Genomic DNA, 25,348 nt, shown 5'->3' on the forward strand with positions numbered 1-25,348 from the left:
CTATATTTGATTACGCTTACATTTTAAAGGGGGTGATAAAGCAGAATTTTGGTAGATAAAGATTGTACTCTGTATTGAGCGATAACAAATAGGGAGGGTAAACATGCGAAGCAGTAAACACAGACTTATTCAGAAAGCCATGATCCTAACAGTGATGATTTCGATGGTTTTATCTGTTATTAACATTCGTTCTGGGTTTGCAAGAAATAGTGAGTTTACTAGAGATGGTGCAGGGCCGATGTACTGGATTACTTATGAGCATCAATTTGGAAAAGATGTGTTCATGCCGGAACATCGTTTAAAAGATAATGTTGATTGGATGGCTAAACATTTCCAACCATATGGCTACGACATGATTAGTACGGACGGGTGGATAGAGGGTGCAACTCTATTAAATGAAAACGGATATGTGGTGTCGCATAATGATCGCTGGATGAGTGACCCGATTTATATGGATGGCCGCGATAAACCATATCTTAAACCAGGGAAAATCTTTAACGGTGATTTTGAATACGCGACAACGGAAGGCTGGGATATCAAGGGGAATGCTGATTCTGGAGTCGATAAATCCGGTGCACGAAATAACTTTAAGTTTTACTTTTATAAAAATGCCCCTTTTAATGCTAACACGAGTCAAACAGTGACAGGGCTCGATAAGGATAAAACATATCGATTATCTGCGTGGGCAACTCTTCAGGATTTTAGCGGGTCAAATCAGTTTGCTGATGATGCTATTGGCAGCAGTGCTGAAATGCGGATCATCCAGAATGGAGAAGTAGTAGAGAAGGTACCATTCAAGATAAGTTCGAGTTATAAAAACTATTCTTTTGATGTGAAATCGATTGGAACAGAAATGACTGTAGAATTTGTCATTGATTCAAAAAAAGGGAACGCTTCATTGCAGCTTGATGATGTTACCTTTGCAGCTGTAGATGCGAATCAACCTCCAATACCTGAGGGAAATGTTGTGGTAAATGGTAGCTTTGAGCAAGCTGAAACAGAAGGATGGACGTTTGAAGGTGATTTTGCTCACGGCCGAAATGATGACACTGAAGGAGACAAGTCATTATGGACTTATAGTGAAAATCCAAACAAACAAGTTATTTCTCAAACGATAAAGGATTTGCCAACTGGAAACTACCGTGTCAATTCTAATGCTAAAGGGAAAAATGGTTTTGCCGACAAAGGTGTGGCTGTAGAAATGAAGATTTCTGGATACGATAAAGCTAATCCTGAGGCCAATGTAAAAAAGCCAGTGACTTCAGAAACTTGGTCAGCGTATACAGAGACTGTGAATGTGACTTCAGGTCAATTAAAAATCGAATTTATTGTTGATCCTACCGAAAAACAAGTGCGTGATGCCGGTATTGATATCGATGATGTTTCTGTTGTCTATGACAATTGGCAGGGTTATCCTCACGAGCGCTATCCAGAAGGACATACATGGAAATACTGGGCAGATTACGTGAAAAGTAAAGGGATGAAATTTGGCATCTATTATAATCCGCTTTGGATCAGTCCAGAGGTTGTTAAAAATCCGGATAAATACAAAGTGAAAGGGACAGATACACCTGTTGCAGATCTTGTTATTACAGAGCCGCAAGATATTGGCGGCGGAAAAACGCTTCAAGGTGACCGTTTTGATGGCGGCCAAGGAGGAGAAAGAGCTCTTTATTGGTTAAATGTCGACCATCCTGATGCCGAGAAATTTTTGAAAGGATATGTCGACTTTTTTGCAGAACAAGGAGCTTCGTATTTACGTGTTGACTTTTTATCTTGGTATGAAAGCGGATATGATAAAGGGCTGGGCCAAATCGGTACAGGTCATACAAGAGAACAATATCGTAAAGCACTTCAATGGATGAATGAAGCTACTGAAAAGAATAACATATTCCTTAGCTTAGTTATGCCTGATTTAAACAACCACGGTGAATATGAACAAAAATACGGCGATATGATCCGAATTGATGAGGATGCATTCAGTGGCGGCTGGGAGCATATAAGCGGCCGGAGACAAGAGTGGACAAAAAATTGGTCACAATGGGCCAATCCATTTCAAGGATTTACTGGATTTGCGGATATTTCGGGACGCGGATTAATGATTAATGACGGTGACTTCTTAAAGCTAAATACGTTTAAAGGCCGTTATGCCGAGGACGAAAAGAAAACAGCTATCTCTTTGTTCACCATGGCTGGTTCACCAATTACCATTGCCGATCAATATGACACAATCGGAGATAATTACAAATATTATCAAAACCCTGAATTGATCGAATTGAACAAACTTGGTTTTGCAGGGAAGCCAATCTTTTATTCAAATCAGCATTATAAAAACAATGTAAGCCGCGACAGTGAAAGATGGGCTGGTCAATTACCAGATGGATCTTGGGTCGTAGCACTCTTTAACCGCAGTGATACAAGCAAAGGGCTATCAATGGATTTCAAAAAAGATCTTGGAATCAAGGAGGAAGCTTTTGCCCGCAATCTATGGGAGCATCAGGATCTCGGCTACCGTTCGATGTATTCTGAAATGCTCGAACCTCATGATACGACAGTATTGAAACTCATTCCAAAAAACAACAAGAAAATATATCAAACAGAAGTCGCTTCATATCAAGGAGGAGCCATCTTCGGTAATGAACAAATGGGATACGATGGATTTGGCTATCTTACAGGGTTGAACAAAAAAGGCTCAAAAGTAACAATCGCTGTTGAAATGCCTGAAGCAGGTCAATTCCCTCTAGCAATAAAATACGGAAATGAACAGGCAGCAGCTAGTACCTTGTCACTTTCCGTTGAGGATAAAAAGAAGAATGTAATTGATGACCCGACGAAAGTGTCGTTCCCAAGTACCGGAGATAAATGGGGAACTGTCGAACAATCTGTACAACTGAACAAAGGGGTCAATTTAATCCACTTGGAATTTACTGGAGAAGATACAGGTGCTACATTACTTGATTCCATACAGTTTGGAGCAAGTACAGGCCAGTTCATTAACGGGAATTTTGAAATGGGAAATGAAACTGGCTGGACAGTCAATACCTTTGGTACAACTGTATGGCATGGTGTCGATAAAAACGATGCTTATGAAGGGTATAAGCAATACTTATATTCTCCTAATGAGGGAGGAAAAGCTTCTACTAAGCAAACAATTGTTGGTCTAAAGGACGGCGAGTATACAGTTTCAGCGATGGCGAAACTAATGCCGCACTTGGATCCATCATTTGCCGGCGGGGTTGCTAAAATGATTGTCTCCCAGCCTGGTAAAGAGAAGGTAGAGGTGAAAATTGAACCAAATCTAAAGGATCCGAATGGTCCTGTAAAGCAGAAATGGACCGCGGATGAGTTTGAGTATAAAAAATTCAGCACAGACACGATCAATGTCACAGAAGGTGAATTGACTCTAGAATTTTATATGGAAGCACCTAAAGCAGATACATCCTTGCAGCTTGATAATGTGATGCTTCAATCAGCAAACAATGAAGTGCCTGAAGAGGTAGAAGTCAGCCTATTTAACAAAGGCTTTGAGCAAGGATTCACTGGGTGGAGCCGTACAAATATGGTTAACCAATCGATTGAATCAGCAGATGAAAAGTCATTTGTCAAAATCACGGGTAAGGAAGCTTATTCATCTGATCTATGGCAATTTGGTAATACCCCTGCTGATGGAACCTATCAATTATCAATTACCACTCGTAAATCTGGAAACTTTGACAAGGCTTCACTTTATGTCAAATACTCTGGTGGCACAAAAGTAGTACCGATCCCGGCAAGTGGTGATTGGAAAGAAGTAAAAGTTCCAAATATCCAGCTAATGGCTGATGAAGTGGTAAAGGTTGGCGTGATCGCAGAAGGCCAGGCTGAAAGTGTTCTTGAACTCGATGACGTTAAAATGATAAAAAAAGATCCAGCCGAGCATCAAAATGTTTCATATGTTGAAAGTTTAGATGCCGGTAATCCATATACTGTATCAGATGATGGTAAATCGATCGTATTACATTCTGCTAACCAGGAAAAAGTGAAAGTCGAATTCGTTCAAGAAGATACGGCTAAAGTATGGATGGAACCTACTGGAACATTTAAGAAAAAAGCTTCTTTTGTTGTTGATGAGGAGGGGGCAAGTGTAGTCCCTAAGGTAACGGATAAAAGTGATTATATTTTGATTCAAACAAATAAAATGAGTTTGAGAGCTTATAAGTCTCCATTTAAGCTTGCATACTATGATGCAGCAAATACGGAGATATTAACGGAACAAAGTGAGAGTAAAGGATTAGGGTATGATGGAGATACAGGAATTTATGCTGCCATGAACCTTGATCCAAAGGAGCAATTCTTTGGTCTTGGGATGGATCGTGACTCCCAATCTTTTAACCGCAGAGGCCATAAGGTTGTAATGAACAACGGTATGAAAGGCGGATATGGCGGAAACACGTCAGATATTTCTGGAACATTCTTTACGAGTACAAATGGCTATGGACTTTACTTTGATAACACCTATGAAAGTGTCACATTTGATATGGGTGCCACAGACAGTGGGAAGTATTCTTTCAGTTCACCAAACGGCGAAATGATTTACTACTTTATGTCAGGTGAAAAGAAAAACACTCTAACCGATATCATGGAAAGTTATGCAGAATTAACAGGCAAGGCGCCGATGCCGCCGCAATGGGCACTGGGTTATATCCAATCAAAATATGGATATAAGAGCTGGCAAGAAGTAAATAAGGTTGTTGATACGTTCCGCCAAAAACAAATTCCCTTAGACGGTATGATTCTTGATGCTTATTGGGCCAAAGAAAATCATTATTTTGATATGACTTGGTCAGAGTCTTTTGCAAATCCAAAACAAAGCATGGAGGAGCTAGCCAAGAAAGGAATCAAGACGGTACCGCTAGTCGATCCGTATATTCAAGTTACAGCGAACAATTTTAACGAAGGAGATCGCAGTGGATACTTTGTTCAAGATGCTTCAGGAAATACAGTTGTTTATGACGCTTGGTATGGAAAAGCAGGATTAGTGGATTTCACCAATCCAAAAGCTGTCGATTGGTTCAATGCACAGGTTAAAACATTGCATGATGCGGGAGTAAAAGGGTATTGGATCGATTTAAATGAACCAGAGAAGCCAACGGACTCATTAAGACACCACTTTTCTAAAGGCAGTGCAGCAGAGATTAGAAATGTGTATGCCTTAAATGAAGCGAAAGCGTTCTATAATGGTCATCGAAGTTACAGTGATAACCGTTTATGGAGCCTGTCACGTTCCGGTTTTTCTGGGATTCAAGAATACGGAACGACCGTATGGAGCGGAGATATTGATGCAAGCTGGGAATCCTTTAGGCATAATTTACAATTGGGGTTAAGCTCCTCGATGTCTGGTATCCCTTATTTTACAACGGATATAGGTGGATTTTACGGAAAACCGTCAGCAGAACTCTATACGCGTTGGATGCAGGCTGGATCCTTTATGCCAATCTTCCGGGCTCATAATTGTGAATGTGGTGATCCAACGAATACAAGAGAGCCTTGGGCGTTTGGTGCGGAGGCAGAAGGCATTGTAAAACAAAGCATTGAACAACGATACAAACTGCTGCCTTACATCTATTCAGTAACAAAGCAAACAAATGATGGAAATGTCTCATTAATGAGGCCGCTTGTCATGGATTACACAACAGATGCAAACGTATATGCAATTGAAGACCAATGGATGTTTGGTCCAAATATGCTGGTGGCGCCGATTTCATTGGAAGGCATATCAAAGAGAAGTATTTATCTTCCTGAGGGTACATGGTATGACTGGGGCACCAAGAAAACATTTACGGGAGGGCAAACCATTGAGTATGAGGCGGATTTGTCAAAGATTCCGGTATTTGTAAAAGAAGGGGCAATTATTCCACAGCGTGAGATTCAAAACTATACAAATGAAAAACCAGCATCAACGATCGCATTGAACGTCTATCCAAAACAAAATGGAGAAGCTTCAAGCTTTACGTTATATGAAGATGATGGTCAAACATTCAAATATGAAAACGGTCAATCGGCAGAGACAAAGATTGCCGCTGCATCTGGTGAGGGGAATGTGACACTTAAAATTTCAGCAATTAAAGGCACCTTCGATGGACAGATTAAAAACAGAACATGGTCTGCAGAAATAAAAGCAAATGCGGGCGATAGAAGACTCAGTTCTGTGAAACGAAACGGCAAAAAGTTAAGATTAGTTGATTCCAAAGAAGCGGTCGAAAAAGGGAACGATGTTTGGTACAACGATTCAAAAACAGATATGATATTTGTGAAAACAGCAGAGGTATCGACTGCTGAAGCACAAGTGATTACGACTGAACTAAAAGGAAAACGCTAAGAGAAGATGAAGAGGAATGTTGAAAATAAAGGTAGAGAGCTTTTATAGCTTAATATAATAACAAAACTACGTATGCCCTCTAAACGGTTTGAACGATAATTCAATCTGTTTAGGGGGCAATTTTTATGAATGTTTTATACTCCTGCTCAACATCAACCATAAATTTCACTTATGGAATTCAATCAAATAACGATATTTTATTAATCTCTGTTAATCCCATACTATTAAGTTAAGGAAACACAATCACAAATAGGAGGGATAAATATGAATCGTACAAAAAATTATGATGTAGTTGTCGTTGGGGCAGGAAATGCGGCTATGTGTGCAGCCATTGCAGCAAAGGAAAAAGGGGCAGATGTTTTAGTTTTAGAACGAGGACCAGCAGAAAAGCGTGGGGGGAATTCATTTTTTACAGATGGGGCCATTCGTGTTGCTTATGATAACTTAGATGCAATAAGAAAAATCATCCCTGATCTAAGAGATGAAGAAGCGGAAAAGATCGTCATGCCTGAATATACACAATCTGATTTTTATGATGACTTAATGCGTGTAACCGAAGGAAAAAGTGATCCTGACCTTGCTAATCAGCTTATTTCAAAGTCCTTTGAAACACTTTTATGGATGAGTCAGCAAGGCATTAAATTTGAATTGAATGTCGAAAATCAATCCTTCGAGCAAGACGGGAAACGTCATTTTTGGGGTGGTCTTCCAATTAAAACAGAAGACAAGGGCGTTGGTTTAATCAAAAGTCTTTTCCAGCGCGCTGAAGAGATCGGGATCGATCTTTGGTACAATTCCCGTGCAACACAGCTTGTAACTGTGAATGATCGAATAACAGGAATTAACATCGAGCAAGACGGTGAAATCCTGACGATTTCAACTTCAAGTGTTATTTTAGCGTGTGGAAGCTTTGAAGCAAACAAAAAAATGAGAAGTGAGCATCTTGGGGAAGAGTGGGAAGCAGCGATTGTAAGAGGGACTGAATTCAATACGGGGGACGGAATTACGATGGCGTTAGCTGTCGGTGCACAAAGATATGGAGAATGGAATGGCTGTCATTCGATCGGGACAGATTATAACGCGCCTAAGTTTGGTGATTTCAACAAGCCTGGTGATATCTTTAAAAAATCTTCATTTCCACTTGGTCTTTTGATTAATCAGGAAGGAAAACGATTTGTTGATGAGGGGGCTGATTTCCGAAATTACACATATGCCAAATATGGCCGCGAAGTATTAAAGCAGCCTGGACATTCTGCCTTCCAGCTTTTTGATGCTCAAGTACGTCCGATGCTGCGAAAGGAATACAATCTAGAGGAAGCTACATATATTCAAGCTGATAGTCTTGAAGAGTTAGCAGAAAAGATGTCAATCGATAAAGAACCATTTTTAAAAACGATAACAGATTATAATACTGCTGTCCAAGAAGGTGATTATAATCCAACAATTAAAGATGGAAAGGGTACGGTGGGCATTGCTCCGCCAAAGACAAACTGGGCATTACGAATTGACCAAGCACCTTTTTATGCCTATCCGGTGACGTGCGGGATTACCTTTGCTTTTGGAGGTCTGCATGTCAATGAAAATGGTGAGGTGTTAAATTATGAGGGAAGTCCTATTGGTGGTCTATACGCTGCCGGTGAAATGGTTGGGGGTATTTTTTACAAAAATTACCCAGGTGGATCTGGACTAATGTCAGGGGCTGTTTTCGGAAAAATATCTGGGACATCTGCTGCAAAGTTTTCTAAAAGTAAGCTGGGAATTTCCTAACCAACAAAAAGCATCTGCCTTTCTTAGGCAGATGCTTGCATTATTTTTGTGTAAATTCATTTTCCATAAACTCTACAAATGTTTTTACAATGTTTAATTGTAATGAATCTTTGTGATACAACATCCATGTCTTCCGGACAACGGGTTTTCCGTCAAGGCTTGAAATATCTGTTTTATATATATCATCTACATCATTTAAAATCATGCTTGGCAGGATCGCATAGCCTAATCCACTTGCAACCATTTTTTTACACGTATCTGCTTTATCAACTTCTATGCTGACAAGCGGCGGCTGGGTGAAATGCTCATGCCACCAATTATCGATGGTATTTTTCAATAATGGGTCAGTATGATATTCAATTCTCGGTAAATGTGGGAGGTTATGTATATCTATTTTTTCCTTAGACGCGATGCAAATGGTCTCTTTAAATAATAAATGTTTTTGATCATTCCAACTGAAATCACCCTTAACAATGCCAATATGAACATCTTGATTGTAAATTAAATGGGCAATATTGCTGCTGAAGCCTGTTGTTACCTTGAATTCAATATTTGGATATTGTTCTTTGAATAGTTTCAATAGGTTTGGAAGCAAGTAATCAGTAAAAAAGGTAGAGACACCTAATCTTAATGTTCCTGTGACCTTATCCTCCATATTCAGGACATTTTCCTTCATTTTTTGTATTGTTAATAGCATTTCGTGTGCACTTTTTGCTAAATACTCTCCTTGTGGTGTAAACTGGACTCCGCGTCTGCCCCTATTCACAATTTTTACGCCGAATTCCTTTTCTAACAGCTGTATGCGGTTCGTCAAAGCTGGTTGAGAAATATACAATTGCTGTGCGGTCTTTGTAATGTTTTTTTCTTTATAGAGGGTTTGCAGCACTATCAAATCGCGTTCATCCAATCGGCTCGCCACCATTTCTTCCATCAAGATTTTTTATGGATAATCATAATAAAATGATATTTTAATTATCTCTAAAATTATACTATAGTTAATTTAACAAGCAAAGGTTACAAATAACTTCACATAAATAGAAAGAAGGATTCTATATGAAAAAAAATCCACAATTTTTCCAATTTGTTTGGTTTGTCATCTTAAGCGGAGCAGGCGGATTTTTTCTCTCTTTAACACATCTCCCGATTGGATGGATGATTGGCACACTCCTTACGGCAGCTTTTCTCTCTATTCTTCGTCCAGCGTTTTTGCATGTACCTCATACCCAAAAAGGAATTCCAAAATATTGGTTATACATCGGACAGTGTATTTTAGGAATTGAATTAGGACAGAAAGTAAATACTTCCGTTCTCTACATTTTTAAAGAAAATTGGTCAACAATTTTAATCATGCTTCTTTTATCGATCATTTTTTCTTTACTTTCGGGTCTTGTTTTATGGAAATACAGTAAGTTGGATATGTTAACAAGCTTTTTTGCTACTGCACCAGGCGGGCTGTCTTCTATACCTGGTATTGCTGAAGAAGTTGGCGCAAATACAGGTGTTGTTAGTATCATTCAGGCAATGCGTGTTTTTTTGGTGATCATCACGATCCCTGTTATCATTTCTTTTTTGTTCGGTCATTCTGCGGTTCATGCAAATAACAATACGGTACCTCCACAAATAACAACATTTGAAGTGGAACAGCTTGCTGTCACCATTTTATTTGTATTGGTAGCATGGATTGGCTATCATCTAGGGAAATTATTGAAGTTTCCGGCTCCATGGTTAATTGGAGGGATGATTACTATTGCGGCGGTCAAATCTTACGGTTCTGTACTGATCGGATTTGATCTTGTCGCTTGGTGGCCTCAAAGTCTTATCATCTTATCGCAAATTTTCATTGGCGCAAGTATTGGATCGCGTTTTACGAAAACGATGTTTGTAGGATTAAATAGAACGTTGTTCATTTCATTCTTAAGTACCATCGGCTTAATTGTATCTGTGTTTATCTGCGCATACTTTGTATCCATTTTTACAGAAATACCGTTCCTGACGGCAGGTTTAGCTTTTGCACCGGGGGGAATTGCAGAGATGACGACGACTGCTCTTGTTCTTAATGGTGATGCTACATTTGTCGTAGCTGTACAAGTGCTCAGGGTCGTGACGGTCTGCATAACGCTTCCTCCCTTTTTTCGATTTTTAAAATATTTGGAGGTCAAAAAGAAAACTCATTCTCATCTATCCGTATAGGATTTACGTTATAATGGATATTAATATCTTTATTAGTTGTATATCGGAATTTAATGTAAGGGTGATGGTCGTGTGTCCTTTTTATTATGAAAAAGAAAAAAAGAATGAAGAATCTATTTCCTATTATGTGAATTCAAATGGGGAAACAGAAGAAAGAGATACTGAAATTTTAGCTCGAAAAATTAAAGAAATCATTTGTCAAACACCACATGAGGACAACGATATTGTCATTTTATGTATAGGCTCTGATCGCTATGTTGGCGATTCATTAGGTCCTTTAGTGGGGACAATGCTGAAAGAAAGCCGCGTTCCCTTTCGTGTATATGGCACATTAGAAGAACCCGTCCACGCATTTAACTTAAAAGGAATATTGAAGGAGATCAATAAACAATTTAAAAAACCGCTTATTTTTAGTATTGATGCCTCTATTGGTGATAAAGATCAAGTCGGTTATGTCCGGTTTAAAGAGGGACCTTTAACACCTGGGAAAGCACTTGAAAAGATGCTCCCAGAGGTTGGTGATTATCATTTCGTTGGGATTGTAAACTATTTAGATCCTTTGCCAACTTCTCAATTTTTAAATGATACTAGATTGTATACAGTCATGAACCTTGCAAAAACAATTGTAAAGGTCATAACGAAAATGAAGGCGATTGACTAAAATTTATTTTTAAAAGATGAGCCCTCTCAATTCAGTTTTTTAATGAATTTGAGAGGGCTTAAGTTTACGTTTGAGATAAAATTAGCTTATCGCACTGGTTAAAAAAGCAACAGCAATGATGACTAATGAACAAAGCAGTGTCCATTTAAACGCATAACGTTGAAATTCACCAAGATCTGTTTTAACCATTCCTACTAATAATAGAGTAGATGCAACAAGTGGACTTAGGAAATGTACTGGCTGCCCTAATACAGATGCTCTCGCAATTTCTAAAGGACTTACTCCATAAGTCGCTCCTGCATCAGCTAGAATCGGTAAAACTCCAAAGTAATAAGCATCGTTGGATAAAACAAAAGTAAATGGCATGCTCGTTAACGCAACGACAAGAGGGAAGAAGGAACCAACTGATTCTGGAATGATAGATACTAACGCATTTGAAATGGCGTCTACCATCTTTGTGCCAGAAAAAATTCCTGAAAAGATACCAGCAGCAAATACTAAGATCGTCACAGTTAATGCATTACCTGCATGTGATAGGATTCTTTCCTTTTGCTCTTCTAAATTCGGATAGTTAATCATGGCAGCGATTACAAATCCGATTAGAAATAAAATTGGAGGAGAGATGACTCCCATTACTAAAACGACCATAATTGCCAGTGTTAAAATGAAGTTCACCCATCTCAATTTAGGACGTTTAATATCATCTTGAAGGGCAAAGGTAGCTGCTGCTTCACTTAGTTCTAATGATTGTTGAGGAATCTCGCCCACTTCAATCACACCAATTCTTGCTCTTTCTTTTTTACCAAGAACAAATGCGATAAATAAAATACAAGCAATACCAGAGAACATTGTCGGCAAAAGCGGGAGGAAAAATTCATTCGCATCAAGACCTAAAGAGGCAATGGCTCTCGTAGCCGGCCCTCCCCAAGGAGTCATCCCGCTCATGATACTGACAGAAAGTAAAGAGATTGTTGCAAGTATAAGCGGGTTCATCCCGATTCGAAGATAAAGTGCCAACATAGCGGAAATCGTAATCATATGTGTTGTTGTACCATCACCATCTAATGCTACTGTCATCGCTATGATCGCCGTGCCAATTGCGATTTTAACAGGATCTCCTTTCACAAATTTCATCATTTTGTTGATTAGCGGATCAAATAAGCCTGCATCGATTAAAATCCCAAAAAACAAGATAGCAAACAATAATAATGCCGCTGATGGAGCAACTTCTTTTAATCCATCCAGCATCATCCCCCCGAGCTTAAGGCCAAACCCGCCAATGACTGCAAAAATAATAGGCACAATGACAAGAGCTGTAACAGGAGATAATTTTTTTGCCATAATCAAATAAGTAAAAACAACAACCATCGAAATTCCTAAAAAAGTAAGTATATGAATCCCCTCCCTAAAAGTAATCGCTTTCAATTGAAAAATTTGAAACTATTAAATTTATTTTCACCAAGCTAATTAAGAATATTCCGTGTTTTTAGAATAAAACAGGTTTATAAATAAGTAAAATATATAATTTTTAATAATTTTCTAAAAAAAAACTTATAATCTAAAAATAGAAAAGAGGAATTTTTTATCATTCCTCTTTAAAGATCTGTATTTTCATTGATAAAATCTATGAAATGATTTACTGTGGATAGCTTCAACGAGTCTTCATTGTACATTAACCATGTATATCGATAGACTGGTTCACCATCTTTATAGGATAACTCGTAAATTTGCAAATTATCTGAAGGCTGCAGGCAAATTTGGGGGACGATGGCAATACCTAAATCATTTTTGACCATCTCTTTACATGTTTCTAGTCGGTCTGTTTCCATCATAATAAATGGAGGCTCATTGAATTTGTCGTGCCACCAGTCATTAATAAGTGCTTTTAAAGAACTATCTGTTTTGTAATTAATAAATGGGAGTTTAGGTAAATTCATCATTTCGATTTCCTTTTTAGAGATCAAACAAAGCTTTTCTTTATGTAATAATGCTTTTTTTCCATACCATTCGTAATTTCCACGTACTATGCCTAATTGCACGGTAGCCGAATTTAGAAGGTTTAAAATATCTGTACTCCAGCCTGTATTGATATTAAATTGGACATTCGGAAATTTCGTTGAAAATTGTTTTAAGATCTTTGGTAATTTATATTGCGCAAAGTTACTTGAAACTCCTATTCTTAATGTTCCCCTTACTTCATTTTGTAAATTGATCATATTGTCTTTCGTGATTTGTAATTTTTTGATCATTTCTTCCGAATACGCTACTAAATGCAGGCCTTCAGTCGTAAACTCAATACCCCCTTTGATTTTAAAAAATAATCTCGTGCCAAATTCCTGTTCTAAATTTTTAAGTCGATAGGTTAACGCTGGCTGTGAAATGTATAAACGTTCTGAAGCACGGCTAATATTCTTCTCTTGAAATAAAATACGGATTGCATTCCAGTCTTTTTCATCCATCATACTCATCCCCAATTAATCTAGATTATAAGTTTTTTTTTCTATTTCTCTAACAAAATATCTATTTTACTTATGATATAACATAGCATACTATATTTTCAAAAGCACCGGTACTTTTTGAAAACTGAATCAGAAAAGGGGTTATTTAGATGAGAGTACCTGTTGTTGTTATGCGTGGAGGGACTAGTAAAGGGGTGTTTCTTCATTTTGAAGATATGCCTGCTAATCGTTTGCTTTGGGATGAATTTATTTTGGATATTATGGGAAGTCCAGATAGCAGACAAATTGATGGTCTTGGCGGCGCAAATTCGTTAACGAGTAAAGTAGCGATTATTAAAAAGTCAGATCTAGCGGAGATTGATATTGAATACACATTCGCCCAGGTAAGTATTGAAAATCAATTAGTGGACTTCAAAGGAAACTGTGGAAATATCTCGTCTGCGGTGGGTCCTTATGCGATTGAACAAGGCCTTGTGCCGGCAATTGAGCCTATTACCACCGTGAGAATTTTTAATACAAATACGCAAAAGGTGATTATTGCAGAGGTAGAAGTGGAAAATGGCCGAGTCAAAACGGATGGGATGTATTCAATCCCTGGAGTGCCGGGAACAGGATCGCCTATTTATCTATCATTTACGAATGCAGAAGGTGCCGTTACAGGAAAGCTGTTTCCAACAGGAAACTCTATTGATGTTATTGAAACATCTAAAGGTTCTATTGAGGTATCTATAATCGATGTTGCGAATCCACTCGTTTTTGTTCATGCACAACAGGTTGGCCTTAAAGGGACTGAACTGCCTTATGAATTTACAGCTGAAAAACTAATAGAACTCGAAGAAATTAGATCGATTGCGGCTGAACTATGTCAATTCTCTTCTAAAGAGGATGCAACAAAAAGATCACCTGCTGTACCTAAATTGACTGTTATTGCTCCTCCTATGGATTACATAGATGTAACAGGAGTGGAGAGAAAAGCTGAAGATATGGACTGTACAATAAGAATGATGTCCATGCAAAAACCACATCAAGCACTTGCGATAACAGGTGCGATCTGTACAACTGCAGGTGCATTTTTAAAAGATACAATCGTATCAGATATTTTGAATGTGAATCAAGAAGTGATTCGATTAGCACATCCAGCAGGAATCATGGAAACAAAGGTTGATTTAATCGCTGGCAATATGACGGCGATTAAGGTTGTACGTACTGCGCGGATGATTTTGGAAGGATTTGTCTATACAAAGAAAAATTATCATATTGCCTCTAAATTAGCTTGAATGATAAACTACTAAAGTGCAAATTTTAAGCATCTCTTTTCAGGAGAATAACATTAAGAAAAACATTGGAGGAACTAGTTCGTGTGGGTAATAACTCTCTATTTAAATAAAACGATAAAAATTTTTGAATTCCAAACAGAAAAAGAGGCAAGGGAAGCATTTAAAAACATGAAAGGTGATAAGTATCTATCTGAAATCGTGTATTTTAATGATCCTTGTTTTACTTAATTATAATGCTCTTTTCTAAAAGATTGTTATTTAATAAATAGGTTTTGTGCAAGTAAACATTGATAAGTTGCTTGGAACGGATATGCGATACTTCTGCTTAGAGCAGCGGAAAAGATGAAACACAACATAATTTACCGAGGATCAAAGCTACGATGCGTTCGCACTCCTGTGCAAGTTGTAGCTGATTATTAAGAGGGTGGAGAATGGTTTCATTATGGAGCAATGATGGAATGGAAGAACTCTTTCAATACATCAAAATAATAAAAAAGTAGATTTTTCAGGTGAGGTCGTAAAAAATCATGCAAGGAGAATAGCCTGAGATTTAATATAGATAGACTCAGGCTAAATTCATATAAATGTTTACAACACCTTTTTGGTAATTACGTCACAATTAATTTCCCAACCATTATGTCATGCCCAACTCCACATAGTAGAGAACAGAAATATTCAAACTCTCCAGCTTCTGTAACCACAAATTCAATCGTATCTCCACCTTTTACATCTACATCAAATTCATCAATGGCAATACCATGTCCACCGATTTCATTTACTAGAGTTAATTTCACTGTGTCCCCTACATTTGCTTTGATTTCTTTGACATCAAATTCAAAGTTTATGGCTGAAATTGATACTTCTACTACATTTCCGGTAGGCTTTACCTCATCTTTGTTTTCTGGTTTTGTTTTAGTGGAATCCGTATCCTCTTCAGTATGATCTTTTTGATCAACAGGTTCTGTTGTTGATAATTCTTCAGAACCGCAACCAGCTAATAATAGCAAAAATAATGCAAAAAAGAAAAAAACAAAAACCTTAACTTTCATGTTGTTGAATCCCCTTTCGTTATTCTTTATACATAACACATCATATTGACTATTTTGAGTATTATTCAGAAAATTTAAATATATTTCACAAAGTTAACAAAAGCAGGGATATTTTCATGTTTGAAAACGTATTCATTTATTGATTGTATAAAAGATATAGGGGGGATACTTGTGAAGGATAAAACGAAACTTGTATCAGCTATATTCGCTGTGTCACTTGCTTTAACAGCATGTAGTTCAGATGCTGACAAGGAAGAACCGAAAGATACGAAGGACCCGGCAAAAGAAGTTACATATGGGAACTGGGAAACGTTCGGTTATGATTTAGGATTAACACGTCACGTACCATATGACGAAATCACTAAAGATAATGTTAGCGATTTAGGTGTTGTTTGGAGTAAAAAATTTAAAGAGTTAAATGATAAAATTCCAAACGGTAATCAAAACTTTCCAGTTGTTGTTGATGGTGTGGCCTATGTAACAACAAGTAAAAATTATGTTTTTGCTTTTGATGCTGTAACAGGCGATGTCATTTGGGAATGGGAACCGCCTCAAGATTTACTTGATACGGTTGAACGCACAGGGATGCCATCTTCTAACCGTGGTGTTTCCGTTGCAGAAGGAAAAGTATTTATGATTACAGCTGACGTAGGTTTGGTTTCCATTGACCAAAAAACAGGTAAAACAGTTGATGTGATTAAAATCAGTGAATTTTACCCTGATGTTACTCCTGAAAACGGATATTATGAAACAACAGCTCCTATTTACTATGATGGAAAACTGTTTGTTGGTAGTTCAGGTGGAGACAATGGTATTCGAGGATTTGAAATGGCATTTAATGCAAGCGATTTAACTCCTGCATGGGATGAACCATTTTGGACAGTTCCACCTAAAGGTGAAAGTTGGTTAGCCGAGGGATTATTTGGAGGCGGAGGTGCTGTTTGGATGCCGCCTAGTGTTGATGAAGAAACAGGTACACTTTATTTCTCAGCAGGAAATCCAGCTCCTGACTTTTATGGGGAAAAGCGACCTGGTGCGAATCCACATACTAACTCCGTACTTGCTGTAAATGCTGATACAGGTAAACTGATTTGGGCACAACAACAAATTTCTCATGACCTTTGGGATTATGACACTGCCGATAGCCCAACCATCATTCACGCAAAAGTGAACGGTAAAGAACAAAAACTTGTTGTTGTTGGAACAAAAGGCGGAGAATGGTTTGCCTATGATGCAGTTACAGGTGAACCTGTTTACAAAAATGTAGCTTTCTCTAAAATTGACCATCCAGCACCAACTCCTGAAGGAACTCTTGTCTATCCGGGTATTTTAGGTGGGCAAAACTATGCACCTGATACCTTTGATCCAAAAGAAAATCTTGTATTAATTCCTGGTATTGAACAAGGTGCGATTATTAAACCAGCCAAAAACGAAGAAGAAGCAGGAACAAAAACTGATACCCCAGGTGCATCTGCTTTCGGTACTTCATATGCACCACCAGCTGATGACTTAGGGTATGGCACAATTACTGCAATCGATATCAGCACAGGTAAACACAAATGGCAAATCAAAACCGATAAACCAATGCGCGGCGGTTTAACAAGTACATCAACAGGACTCTCTTTCTATGGTGATTTAGACGGTAAAATTCAAGCAATCGAAACTGCAACAGGCAAAGAACTTTGGTCCTTCCAAACAAACGGCGATACCATTTCAGCCGCACCTTCAATTTTTGAAAAAGATGGAAAAACATACATCATGATTACATCGGCAGGTCGTGATCCACAAATCCATGTATTTACCTTAGGCGCAGACAAAACACAAGGTGAATCACAAGAAGGTTCGAGCGATAGTGTTCATAAATAATTGAATAGTTTATTTTTCAATAAAGTAAGGCAGGAGATATTTTCTGCCTTTTTTTAAATAGATTTAAAGTTGGAGGTTATATATGTGAAAAAAATGATGATCTTTTTTCTTATTTTAACTGTCGGAGTGATGGCATCATGTAGTGAAAAATCCAAGAATAAACCCATAAAAGAAAATAAAACAATTGATGCCACTTTAGAACTTAATAGAAATGAATTCAGTATTACTGCATGGGAATTAGATAACTCTCATATGGAAACAGTGAAAGGGAAAATTCTAGTTGGAGATGAACCCGTTGAAAATGTCTTGGTAAAAGTATCCGAAAAGCGAAATGTTCATACCAATAAAAACGGCGAATTTAGATTAATGGTCAGTCGCAACATTCTTGAGAAAAAAAGCATTCATGTCGTAAATGCGGATAAGGCTAAAATTGATGGAAAATTTGTTGATAATCAAATAAAAGATTCTTTATTAACATTAGAAAAATCTATTTCGGTTCATTATCCAATTGAAATTGATCAAGTAATTGAAAATGAAAAAGATAAAAAACTTGTTGATGTACATGCAACGGTCGTACTAAAAGAAGGACAAGAATATCCAGCCTTTGGGGTTATCAAATATAAAATTTCAGGAACGATTAAAGATGCTGACGGAAAACCTGCCGTAGGTGCAACGGTAAATTTTCGACGGGATGGTGTAGAGGGTTTCACAATGTCTGACCCAAGTAATGATAACGGAGAATATGTCATATATTATATTCCAGAAGATGAAGAAAATCATTATATGAATGTTCTTTATAAAGGAAAAACGTACACTTTACCAGAAAATAAAGCGTATTTATTCCCAGAGGATATAGGAGTAAATATCAATATCACATTACCTAAAGAAGGAACCGTTATTGAAGACAAACCACCTACATTGGTCTCAACAACAGACAGTGGTGCATTGTATACAGGAACGTTAATCGGTGTCAATTTAGATAAAGATGTAAAGTATTTTATAAATATCCCTAATAGAGACGGGACTTTTGTTTTAACATTACCAAAATCAGAGTGGGATAAAAATCCAACTTTTTTCCAAACGAAATTTATGGATTTCTTAGAAGAAGGGAAAAAATCAGGGGATGTCATTCCTTCAGAATTTATCCCGAAAGTAAAAAAGAATGAACCTAATCAAATTGTAGCAAATAAATAGAGGGTTATCTTTTCCGTATATCCTGTTTGTTAAATAACATAACTTTCACACACAGGAAAACTAATTTTCAAACCATTGTACTAATTAAATGCTTAAAGTTGCTGTGCTCAATGAAATGCTGATTTTTGACATTGTTACGTCCTACTAATTAGTGGGTAAAGCTGTAAGCACATCTAGATATTAAACATCTTCACACAATTACAAAAACAGATGACAAATTATTTTAAATAGTATGTTGAGAGAGAAAATAACTATCCAGCACTCTATGTGTTCGGAAGGCCGTATGGTGGAAAAAAGGAGATCATTGATCGTTATATCGGTGTGACGACAAAGAGCGAGTGTCCAGAAAATAGGGTTGAAGAAATCAACCAAGAATAACATCCAGATGTAGGGATTTGTTGGAAATTCGAAGAAGCACTCATAAATTGGGTGCTTTTTATCGTACTTCTTTTTACTACGGGTAGAATAGTTTTACAATGAGACATATAATTATTTCAAATATTATTGTAAAAAGTAATTTTTGGGGGACTTACATATGAGTGGAATGACCAAAACTCCAGAACCACCTTATTACGCAGTGATTTTTTCTTCACAAAGAACTGAAGGGGACAATGGTTACGGAATAATGGCAGATAAAATGGTGGAATTAGCTTCACAGCAGAAGGGATTCTTAGGTGTTGAAAGTGCACGTGATGAAGAATTAGGAATTACTGTTTCGTATTGGGATTCTTTAGAATCCATAAAAGTTTGGAAGGAAAATTCAGCCCATAGAGCAGCACAAGTTAGAGGGAAAACAGAATGGTATAAAAACTTTTCTCTCAGAGTTTGTAAGGTAGAAAGACATAATTTTTTTGAAATGTAACAATTGTTTTTGTAAGAGCTTAAGGTGAAGATTAGGGGTTGTTTTGACTTTTATTATTAAACAAGGGGAAAGCACAATAAGCACTATGGTTTCTCTGTGCTAAATATTTGATTCTCCTATTGTCCGATGGAAACAAGATTGAAAGTATGGAATCGTTTAGCGTCAGATTTCAAGCCAGCAAACCTAGAAGAATTTATTTACCAAGAAGTAACCCTTCAGCAACTTCCAGGTGTTCTGCCTACTCTACATAAAGGACAAGCACGAGGAAGAATACTTGTAAAATTATGATAACAAAGTGACGAGATAAATAAAAGCTCGTCACTTTGTTAATGGTAGCTAAGTCAATCTATGCTTCCAATCCTTTAATGCCACAAAGACTTTGCATACAAAAAACATCTGATTCAACGAACGGGTTTAGGAGACTAAATCAAAAACTCCAGCAAAGACCGGAGTTTTTAGTTGCCTGCATAAATGAATAGTAGGTATTTCATTAACCCCTAAAACCTTAATAACAAACTGACTTATTATGAAATGGCATGTTCTCGTTTTTGTTTTTGTTGTAATTCTTTCTCTTCCTTTTTAATATCAAACTTCAACAAAATCGATACGATAAACGCAAGAATAATTAATGCCAAGAAAACGTAAAACACTGGGGTGTAACTATCCGTTTTTTCTCTAATTTGTGAGACGATCATTGGCCCAAATACGCCGCCTAGTGACCAAGTTGTTAACAAGTATCCGTGAATCGCACCAAGTTGTTTTGTTCCAAATAGATCACCAATGAATGCTGGCAGGTTAGAAAATCCGCCACCGTAGCAACTCACAACGAGCAAAATAAGAAGTTGAAACAAAAAGATATTTGTTGTAAATGGCAGTGTTAAGAATGCCACAATTTGAATTATAAAAAATATAATGAAAACAGTAGGACGGCTTAAATAGTCTGAGGCTGCTGCCCAACCTAGTCTACCTCCACCATTGAAGATACCCATGATTCCTACCATCGTTGCGGCTGAAGCGGCTGATAATCCAACAACTTCCTGAGCCATTGGGGAAGCAACTGAAATCATCATAATTCCGGCAGTTGTATTAATGAGCATCATGATCCAAAGCATCCAAAAACGTTTCGTTTTAACGGCTTCTTTTGAAGTCAATTGTTGTAAATCTTTTTTAATCACTTTTTTACCTGATGCAATATCTTTTTTCATTGAAGCTGGCATCCAGCCTTCAGGAGGTGGTGCAATGTAAGTGGCACCAAGTATCATCAGAACAAAATATGAGGCACCCAATATGTAGAATGTATTTGAAATCCCGATTTCTACCATTAAGCTAGATGCAATTGGTGCTGTAACAAGAGCGCCTGTCCCAAAACCAAGGACGGCCATTCCAGTCGCTAACCCTCTTCGATCAGGGAACCATTTCACGAGTGTTGATACCGGTGAGATATACCCAATACCAAGCCCGAGACCACTTAGTAACCCGTACGTAAGTAAGAAAACGGGTAATGATCCAATCGCGAGTGCGACACCGGAACCTGCTTGTCCTAATCCAAATAATACAGCAGCAAGTATCGCTGATTTTCTAGGTCCTTTTCGTTCAACAAATTTCCCAAACAAAGCAGCAGATGAACCTGCAAGTGCCATCATAATTGTAAAGGCAATCGTTACCTCTGTTTTTGACCAGCCCATTTGTTCACTTACAGGATTGGTGTAAACACTGTATGCGTAGGCAGCACCAATTGAAAGATGGATGGCAATCGCTGACAAAGCAATCAACCATCTGTTTTTATTTGTCTTCATGTTCTTCCTCCTTCCGGAAATATAGATGATACCATTTTATGTAAGCCCTTACATTAGATAATACAACCTTACTTATAAAAAATCAAACTATTAAAAATATTAATGAGTAAGTCATAAAAACTATCAAGATATGTTATCAAAGGTTTTATAAGTGTAGAAGACTTTAAGGAATTTAATATTTCAAGAATAATAATAGAAGGTATAAGATATCTATTCAAAAAAATTGGACATGCTATATTTCAGTTATTTATGTATGAAGAATCAGAAGAAGAAAGGCAATTTAAACATCTAGGAAGGTAGTATGGAAAGGTTAAGGGTAATTAAGGCTAATATTTGTTGGTATTATCTTAGTGCTAAGTAGCTTGTTTATTTTTAATTTGGTCCTCAAGTGCATAAGTAGGTAAAATTTAATAAGGAGATTAGAGCTAATGATATTGAATAATTGATAGAGTTCGTTTTTTTTGTCATATGATCACTCAAGTTATAATTATAGTTATTTTGTTTTTTATGAATGGGACTATTGAGGAGAGATTTCAATAACTTATTATTTTTCAAAGCCTTTTCTAAAAGGGCAACTAGCAAACACATAAAATAGGGGAACAATCTATACTAAGTTCTTTACAATATTAATATTCAGAAAATCTTCTCATCCCTCACCCTTTTTTCGGTAGGTTTTCATTAGAATCTTAAATACAATTGTCGTTAAAATTTGCGTGAACAAATAGACAAGGAATGAATAACGGAGCTCCCAATCTTTATGTACAAAAACCTTAAAGGTTTTCCCTAGTCCCTCGAACAAAGTCCCGAATATTGACCAACACAAAATATATAATGGAATAAAATAGCCTCTAACGTTAAGCTTGTCGAACAGATAAATATACAAATATCCCGAAATTGGATACATCCCCCAAGTTGGGATTTCGGTAAGTGTTAGCCAAGGTTCAATATTCGTATCATACAAATCTATTGGGGGAACTCCTATTGAATGGTCTAAGCCTAAAGCTATGGCTAAACACATTGTCATGATAAGAGCTGCTACGCTTTTCGGTAACCGTTGTGGAAGCCGAAACGCTAAATAGCCTCCAAAGAGAAATATTAAAATATTAAACCAAAGGTTAATTGTTGCATGTTGACTCATCGTACATCCCATCTTTTCTAATTAGGCATCGAATGCTCCGAACTGATAATAGGGCTATAATTAATGTGATTGATTTGAAAGGTGTATACCATATCATACCGGCAGAATTAAAACGTACAACACCCAATAAATGAAGTGTAAAGCCACCTAAAAAGAGAATTCCAAGGGTTCCAAGATAACTCAAGTATCTTACAATTTTGAGTTTCACGGTAAGGGTCTCATCGAGTATCCATGTAATAAAAAGGGGACTTAATAATTCAGAATAAATTATACGAATTATGGCTAGTTCATTGTTATCTGATACAGTAATCCAATGTTTGTTAACAAGAAAAAACGAGTAGATTGGTGAATTTACAGCTGTTACACTAAACCAGATGGCTAATAATTCAAACAAATGAAGATGTTTAGCCTTAATAACGAAGGCGGTTAATAATAGAACCGAGAAGGTAATAGCCACAACAAAAATCATAAATTAGGTTTCCTTCCAATTATTTTTTTATAATTTTTATTTAGGTATGTTGTTACCTAATATTCCTTGATCAACTTTTTATTATTCATCCTAATAAAGGCGTCATAAATTATTAATAATCATCATATGGGTCTATCTGAAGTTCTACTCTACCATGTAGATCTGGAGCATGTTCTAAATCAATAGGAAGAGGTAACACTTCAGCAACTTCAAGATGTTCTACTTACTCTACTAAAGGTCAAGCGCGAGAAAGAACACTTGTAAAATTATGTAAAAAAATGACGAGAATCCTCGTCATTTTTTCAATGTTAACTTCTTTTATGTAGAAATCTTTATAGGTGTCAAAGTTTTATTAAGACTAAACAAGGAAAAATTTACAAAGAATAAGACCATTACTATGAAAAATGGAGATGGATCATATGTCAAATACAAAACAAATGCCTCAAGAAGAAGGAATAGACCATAGTTTGAGCCTTATAAGAGAAGGATATATGTACATTATGAACAGACGACACAGTTTCAATTCTAATATTTTCGAGACCCGATTGCTTGGAAAGAAAGCGATCTGTATGGGAGGTAGGGAAGCTGTGGAGGTTTTTTATGACACTGAGAAATTCAAAAGAAAAGGTGCAGCACCAAATCGTGTGGTTCAAACATTGTTTGGTAGGAATGGAGTTCAGGCGTTAGATGGGCAGATCCATAAACATCGTAAGGAAATGTTTATGTCTATCATGTCTCCTGACGAAATTGAAAAACTAATCGACATTTTAAAAATTCAGTGGCAAATAGCAGCGAATAAATGGGAGCAGATGGATAAGGTTATTCTATATGAAGAAGCGAAGGAAATGATGTGCAGGATAGCCTGTAAGTGGGCAGGTGTACCAGTAAAAGAAGGAAAAGTTAAGATGCTGACTAAGAATTTGGGGGCAATGTTCGAGTCGGCAGCTGCAATTGGCCCAAAACATTGGTTGGGGAGACATGCACGAAATTACATAGAAATATGGGTTGGAGAACTTATTGATAAGGTTCGTGCTGGGAAAGTGAATCCCCCTGAAAATACCGCATTACATAGATTTGCTTGGTATCGCGATTTGGAAGGGAATCTTTTGGATACAGAGACCGCTGCTGTAGAAGTAATCAATATTTTGAGACCAATTGTAGCGATTTCTATATTCATCAATTTCATTGCGCTTGCATTGCACCATTATCCGGAAGAAAGAGAGAAACTAAAATCTAACGATGAAAAGTATGCTCAAATGTTTGTTCAGGAAGTTCGTCGTTTTTATCCATTTTTTCCATTTGTAGCGGCGCTCGTAAAGAAAGATTTTACCTGGAAAGGCTTTAAATTTAAAGAAGACACGTTAACCTTGCTGGATGTTTATGGGATAAATCATGACCCTGAAATTTGGGAAAAACCTGAGTTATTTAATCCTGACCGATTTGCTAAATGGGAAGGAAGCCCTTTTAGCTTCATTCCGCAGGGTGGTGGTGATTACATGATGGGACATCGTTGTGCTGGGGAGTGGGTCACCATTGAAGTTATGAAGGTGAGTCTTGATTTTCTATCGAATCGAATGGAATATCTAGTTCCTGAACAGGATTTAAGTTTCAGCAGAGTTAGCATGCCAAGTATACCCCATAGTAAAGTAGTGATTAAAAATGTTAAACAGAAGATATAATTTAGTTCTACTCTACACAATTATGTGAGTAATAGCTTATTAAATTGGTACTTAAGATCAATATGTGTGAGACCTTTAATAATCTGGAGTTTATCCGTAATAAGATAAATTCCTTTTTGTGGAAAAAAAGGCTGAGTTGAATGTATGTTTTGGTTAAAGTAATTGAATCAGGCTTGCTCTCTGAAATAGCTCAAACAGTCGTTCAAAGTGGAATTGATATGTCCACCATACCTACTTTTTCACTTCTTAAGCAAGCATTAGAAAGTATAGAATAAAAAAAGAACTCGTAATGTTGTGAAATAATCTACCCAAAGGAGTCAATCAATTCTATTGATATGCTGTACGAAGAAATTGTAATAAATAGTTCAGCATTAATAAGGGGAAGATTCTACATGAAGAAACTCCCCTTTTTTATATTTGTACTAACAGATCTAATAGTCTTATATTTACATTGTGTATAAAAAGAAACATTCGAATCATATATTTTTTAAAATAAATTATAGTTGACAGGTCGGAATAGTAAGATATATAATCAGAGTAACAAATAAGCCGATCGGAACAAACGAAGGCCTAACCTATTCAT

18 protein-coding genes and 1 pseudogene are annotated in these 25,348 nt (G+C 37.0%); 12 read left to right on the forward strand and 7 right to left on the reverse strand.

Going from position 1 to position 25,348, the window contains the following annotated elements:
- The first annotated feature begins 103 nt into the window (after positions 1–103).
- Together GMB29_RS12400 and tcuA are read left to right on the forward strand one after the other, a co-directional pair.
- Positions 104–6,358, forward strand: a complete 6,255-nt coding sequence (locus GMB29_RS12400; protein WP_136353986.1) for a TIM-barrel domain-containing protein — start codon at positions 104–106, stop codon at positions 6,356–6,358.
- A gap of 264 nt (positions 6,359–6,622) precedes the next feature.
- Positions 6,623–8,125, forward strand: a complete 1,503-nt coding sequence (gene tcuA, locus GMB29_RS12405) for an FAD-dependent tricarballylate dehydrogenase TcuA (RefSeq protein WP_136353988.1) — start codon at positions 6,623–6,625, stop codon at positions 8,123–8,125.
- Between the two features lie 40 nt (positions 8,126–8,165).
- On the opposite strand, the gene GMB29_RS12410 is transcribed toward tcuA, so the two are convergent.
- Entirely contained in the window at positions 8,166–9,032 is an 867-nt protein-coding gene (locus GMB29_RS12410) for a LysR family transcriptional regulator (protein ID WP_136353990.1), read from the reverse strand.
- A 146-nt stretch (positions 9,033–9,178) separates the two neighbouring features.
- On the opposite strand from GMB29_RS12410, the gene GMB29_RS12415 reads away from it, so the two are divergent.
- Both GMB29_RS12415 and yyaC read left to right on the forward strand, forming a co-directional pair.
- Positions 9,179–10,315, forward strand: coding sequence for an AbrB family transcriptional regulator (locus GMB29_RS12415; protein ID WP_136353992.1), 1,137 nt, complete (start codon positions 9,179–9,181; stop codon positions 10,313–10,315).
- 13 nt (positions 10,316–10,328) lie between these two features.
- Positions 10,329–10,976, forward strand: coding sequence for a spore protease YyaC (gene yyaC, locus GMB29_RS12420; RefSeq protein WP_227551679.1), 648 nt, complete (start codon positions 10,329–10,331; stop codon positions 10,974–10,976).
- 81 nt (positions 10,977–11,057) lie between these two features.
- Here the strand turns inward: yyaC and GMB29_RS12425 are convergent, their stop codons facing one another.
- Both GMB29_RS12425 and GMB29_RS12430 read right to left on the reverse strand, forming a co-directional pair.
- The gene (locus tag GMB29_RS12425; protein WP_136354340.1) at positions 11,058–12,368 is read right to left on the reverse strand and encodes a CitMHS family transporter; all 1,311 of its coding nucleotides are present in this window, start codon (positions 12,366–12,368) and stop codon (positions 11,058–11,060) included.
- A gap of 203 nt (positions 12,369–12,571) precedes the next feature.
- A complete protein-coding gene (locus tag GMB29_RS12430) occupies positions 12,572–13,435 on the reverse strand; it encodes a LysR family transcriptional regulator (protein ID WP_136353994.1) in 864 nt (287 codons plus the stop codon).
- A gap of 149 nt (positions 13,436–13,584) precedes the next feature.
- On the opposite strand from GMB29_RS12430, the gene GMB29_RS12435 reads away from it, so the two are divergent.
- Both GMB29_RS12435 and GMB29_RS27020 read left to right on the forward strand, forming a co-directional pair.
- Positions 13,585–14,712, forward strand: coding sequence for a 2-methylaconitate cis-trans isomerase PrpF family protein (locus GMB29_RS12435; protein ID WP_136353996.1), 1,128 nt, complete (start codon positions 13,585–13,587; stop codon positions 14,710–14,712).
- Between the two features lie 81 nt (positions 14,713–14,793).
- On the forward strand, positions 14,794–14,940 hold the full coding sequence (locus GMB29_RS27020; RefSeq protein WP_168733847.1) for a hypothetical protein: 147 nt from the start codon (positions 14,794–14,796) through the stop codon (positions 14,938–14,940).
- 380 nt (positions 14,941–15,320) lie between these two features.
- On the opposite strand, the gene GMB29_RS12440 is transcribed toward GMB29_RS27020, so the two are convergent.
- Positions 15,321–15,761, reverse strand: a complete 441-nt coding sequence (locus GMB29_RS12440) for a cupredoxin domain-containing protein (RefSeq protein ID WP_136353998.1) — start codon at positions 15,759–15,761, stop codon at positions 15,321–15,323.
- A gap of 171 nt (positions 15,762–15,932) precedes the next feature.
- Between GMB29_RS12440 and GMB29_RS12445 the strand changes: the two genes are divergently transcribed.
- From GMB29_RS12445 to GMB29_RS12460, 4 genes and pseudogenes are all read left to right on the forward strand, one after another.
- Positions 15,933–17,627: a pyrroloquinoline quinone-dependent dehydrogenase gene (locus GMB29_RS12445; RefSeq protein WP_136354000.1), complete on the forward strand. Its 1,695-nt coding sequence runs from the start codon at positions 15,933–15,935 to the stop codon at positions 17,625–17,627.
- A gap of 84 nt (positions 17,628–17,711) precedes the next feature.
- A complete protein-coding gene (locus tag GMB29_RS12450; protein ID WP_136354002.1) occupies positions 17,712–18,821 on the forward strand; it encodes a carboxypeptidase-like regulatory domain-containing protein in 1,110 nt (369 codons plus the stop codon).
- A 535-nt stretch (positions 18,822–19,356) separates the two neighbouring features.
- Positions 19,357–19,683, forward strand: coding sequence for an antibiotic biosynthesis monooxygenase family protein (locus GMB29_RS12455; protein WP_136354004.1), 327 nt, complete (start codon positions 19,357–19,359; stop codon positions 19,681–19,683).
- 117 nt (positions 19,684–19,800) lie between these two features.
- Positions 19,801–19,971 (forward strand): annotated as a pseudogene (locus GMB29_RS12460) (oxidoreductase); the annotation flags it as partial.
- A gap of 236 nt (positions 19,972–20,207) precedes the next feature.
- On the opposite strand, the gene GMB29_RS12465 reads toward GMB29_RS12460, so the two are convergent.
- The 3 genes from GMB29_RS12465 to GMB29_RS12475 form a co-directional block, all read right to left on the reverse strand.
- Entirely contained in the window at positions 20,208–21,479 is a 1,272-nt protein-coding gene (locus GMB29_RS12465) for an L-lactate MFS transporter (RefSeq protein ID WP_136354006.1), read from the reverse strand.
- 646 nt (positions 21,480–22,125) lie between these two features.
- On the reverse strand, positions 22,126–22,617 hold the full coding sequence (locus GMB29_RS12470) for a hypothetical protein (protein WP_136354008.1): 492 nt from the start codon (positions 22,615–22,617) through the stop codon (positions 22,126–22,128).
- On the reverse strand, positions 22,595–23,086 hold the full coding sequence (locus GMB29_RS12475; RefSeq protein WP_136354010.1) for a hypothetical protein: 492 nt from the start codon (positions 23,084–23,086) through the stop codon (positions 22,595–22,597). Before GMB29_RS12475 ends, GMB29_RS12470 begins: the two co-directional genes overlap by 23 nt.
- Positions 23,087–23,505: 419 nt before the next feature.
- Between GMB29_RS12475 and GMB29_RS12480 the strand changes: the two genes are divergently transcribed.
- Together GMB29_RS12480 and GMB29_RS27690 are read left to right on the forward strand one after the other, a co-directional pair.
- Positions 23,506–24,765 (forward strand): CYP152 family fatty-acid peroxygenase CypC, encoded by a 1,260-nt coding sequence (locus GMB29_RS12480; RefSeq protein WP_136354012.1) that lies wholly within the window; start codon positions 23,506–23,508, stop codon positions 24,763–24,765.
- Positions 24,766–24,905: 140 nt separating this feature from the next.
- A complete protein-coding gene (locus GMB29_RS27690) occupies positions 24,906–25,040 on the forward strand; it encodes an STAS domain-containing protein (protein ID WP_264766603.1) in 135 nt (44 codons plus the stop codon).
- Positions 25,041–25,348 lie beyond the last annotated feature (308 nt).

The organism is Metabacillus sediminilitoris, assembly GCF_009720625.1.
In the GTDB taxonomy this organism is placed as follows: Bacteria; Bacillota; Bacilli; order Bacillales; family Bacillaceae; genus Metabacillus; species Metabacillus sediminilitoris.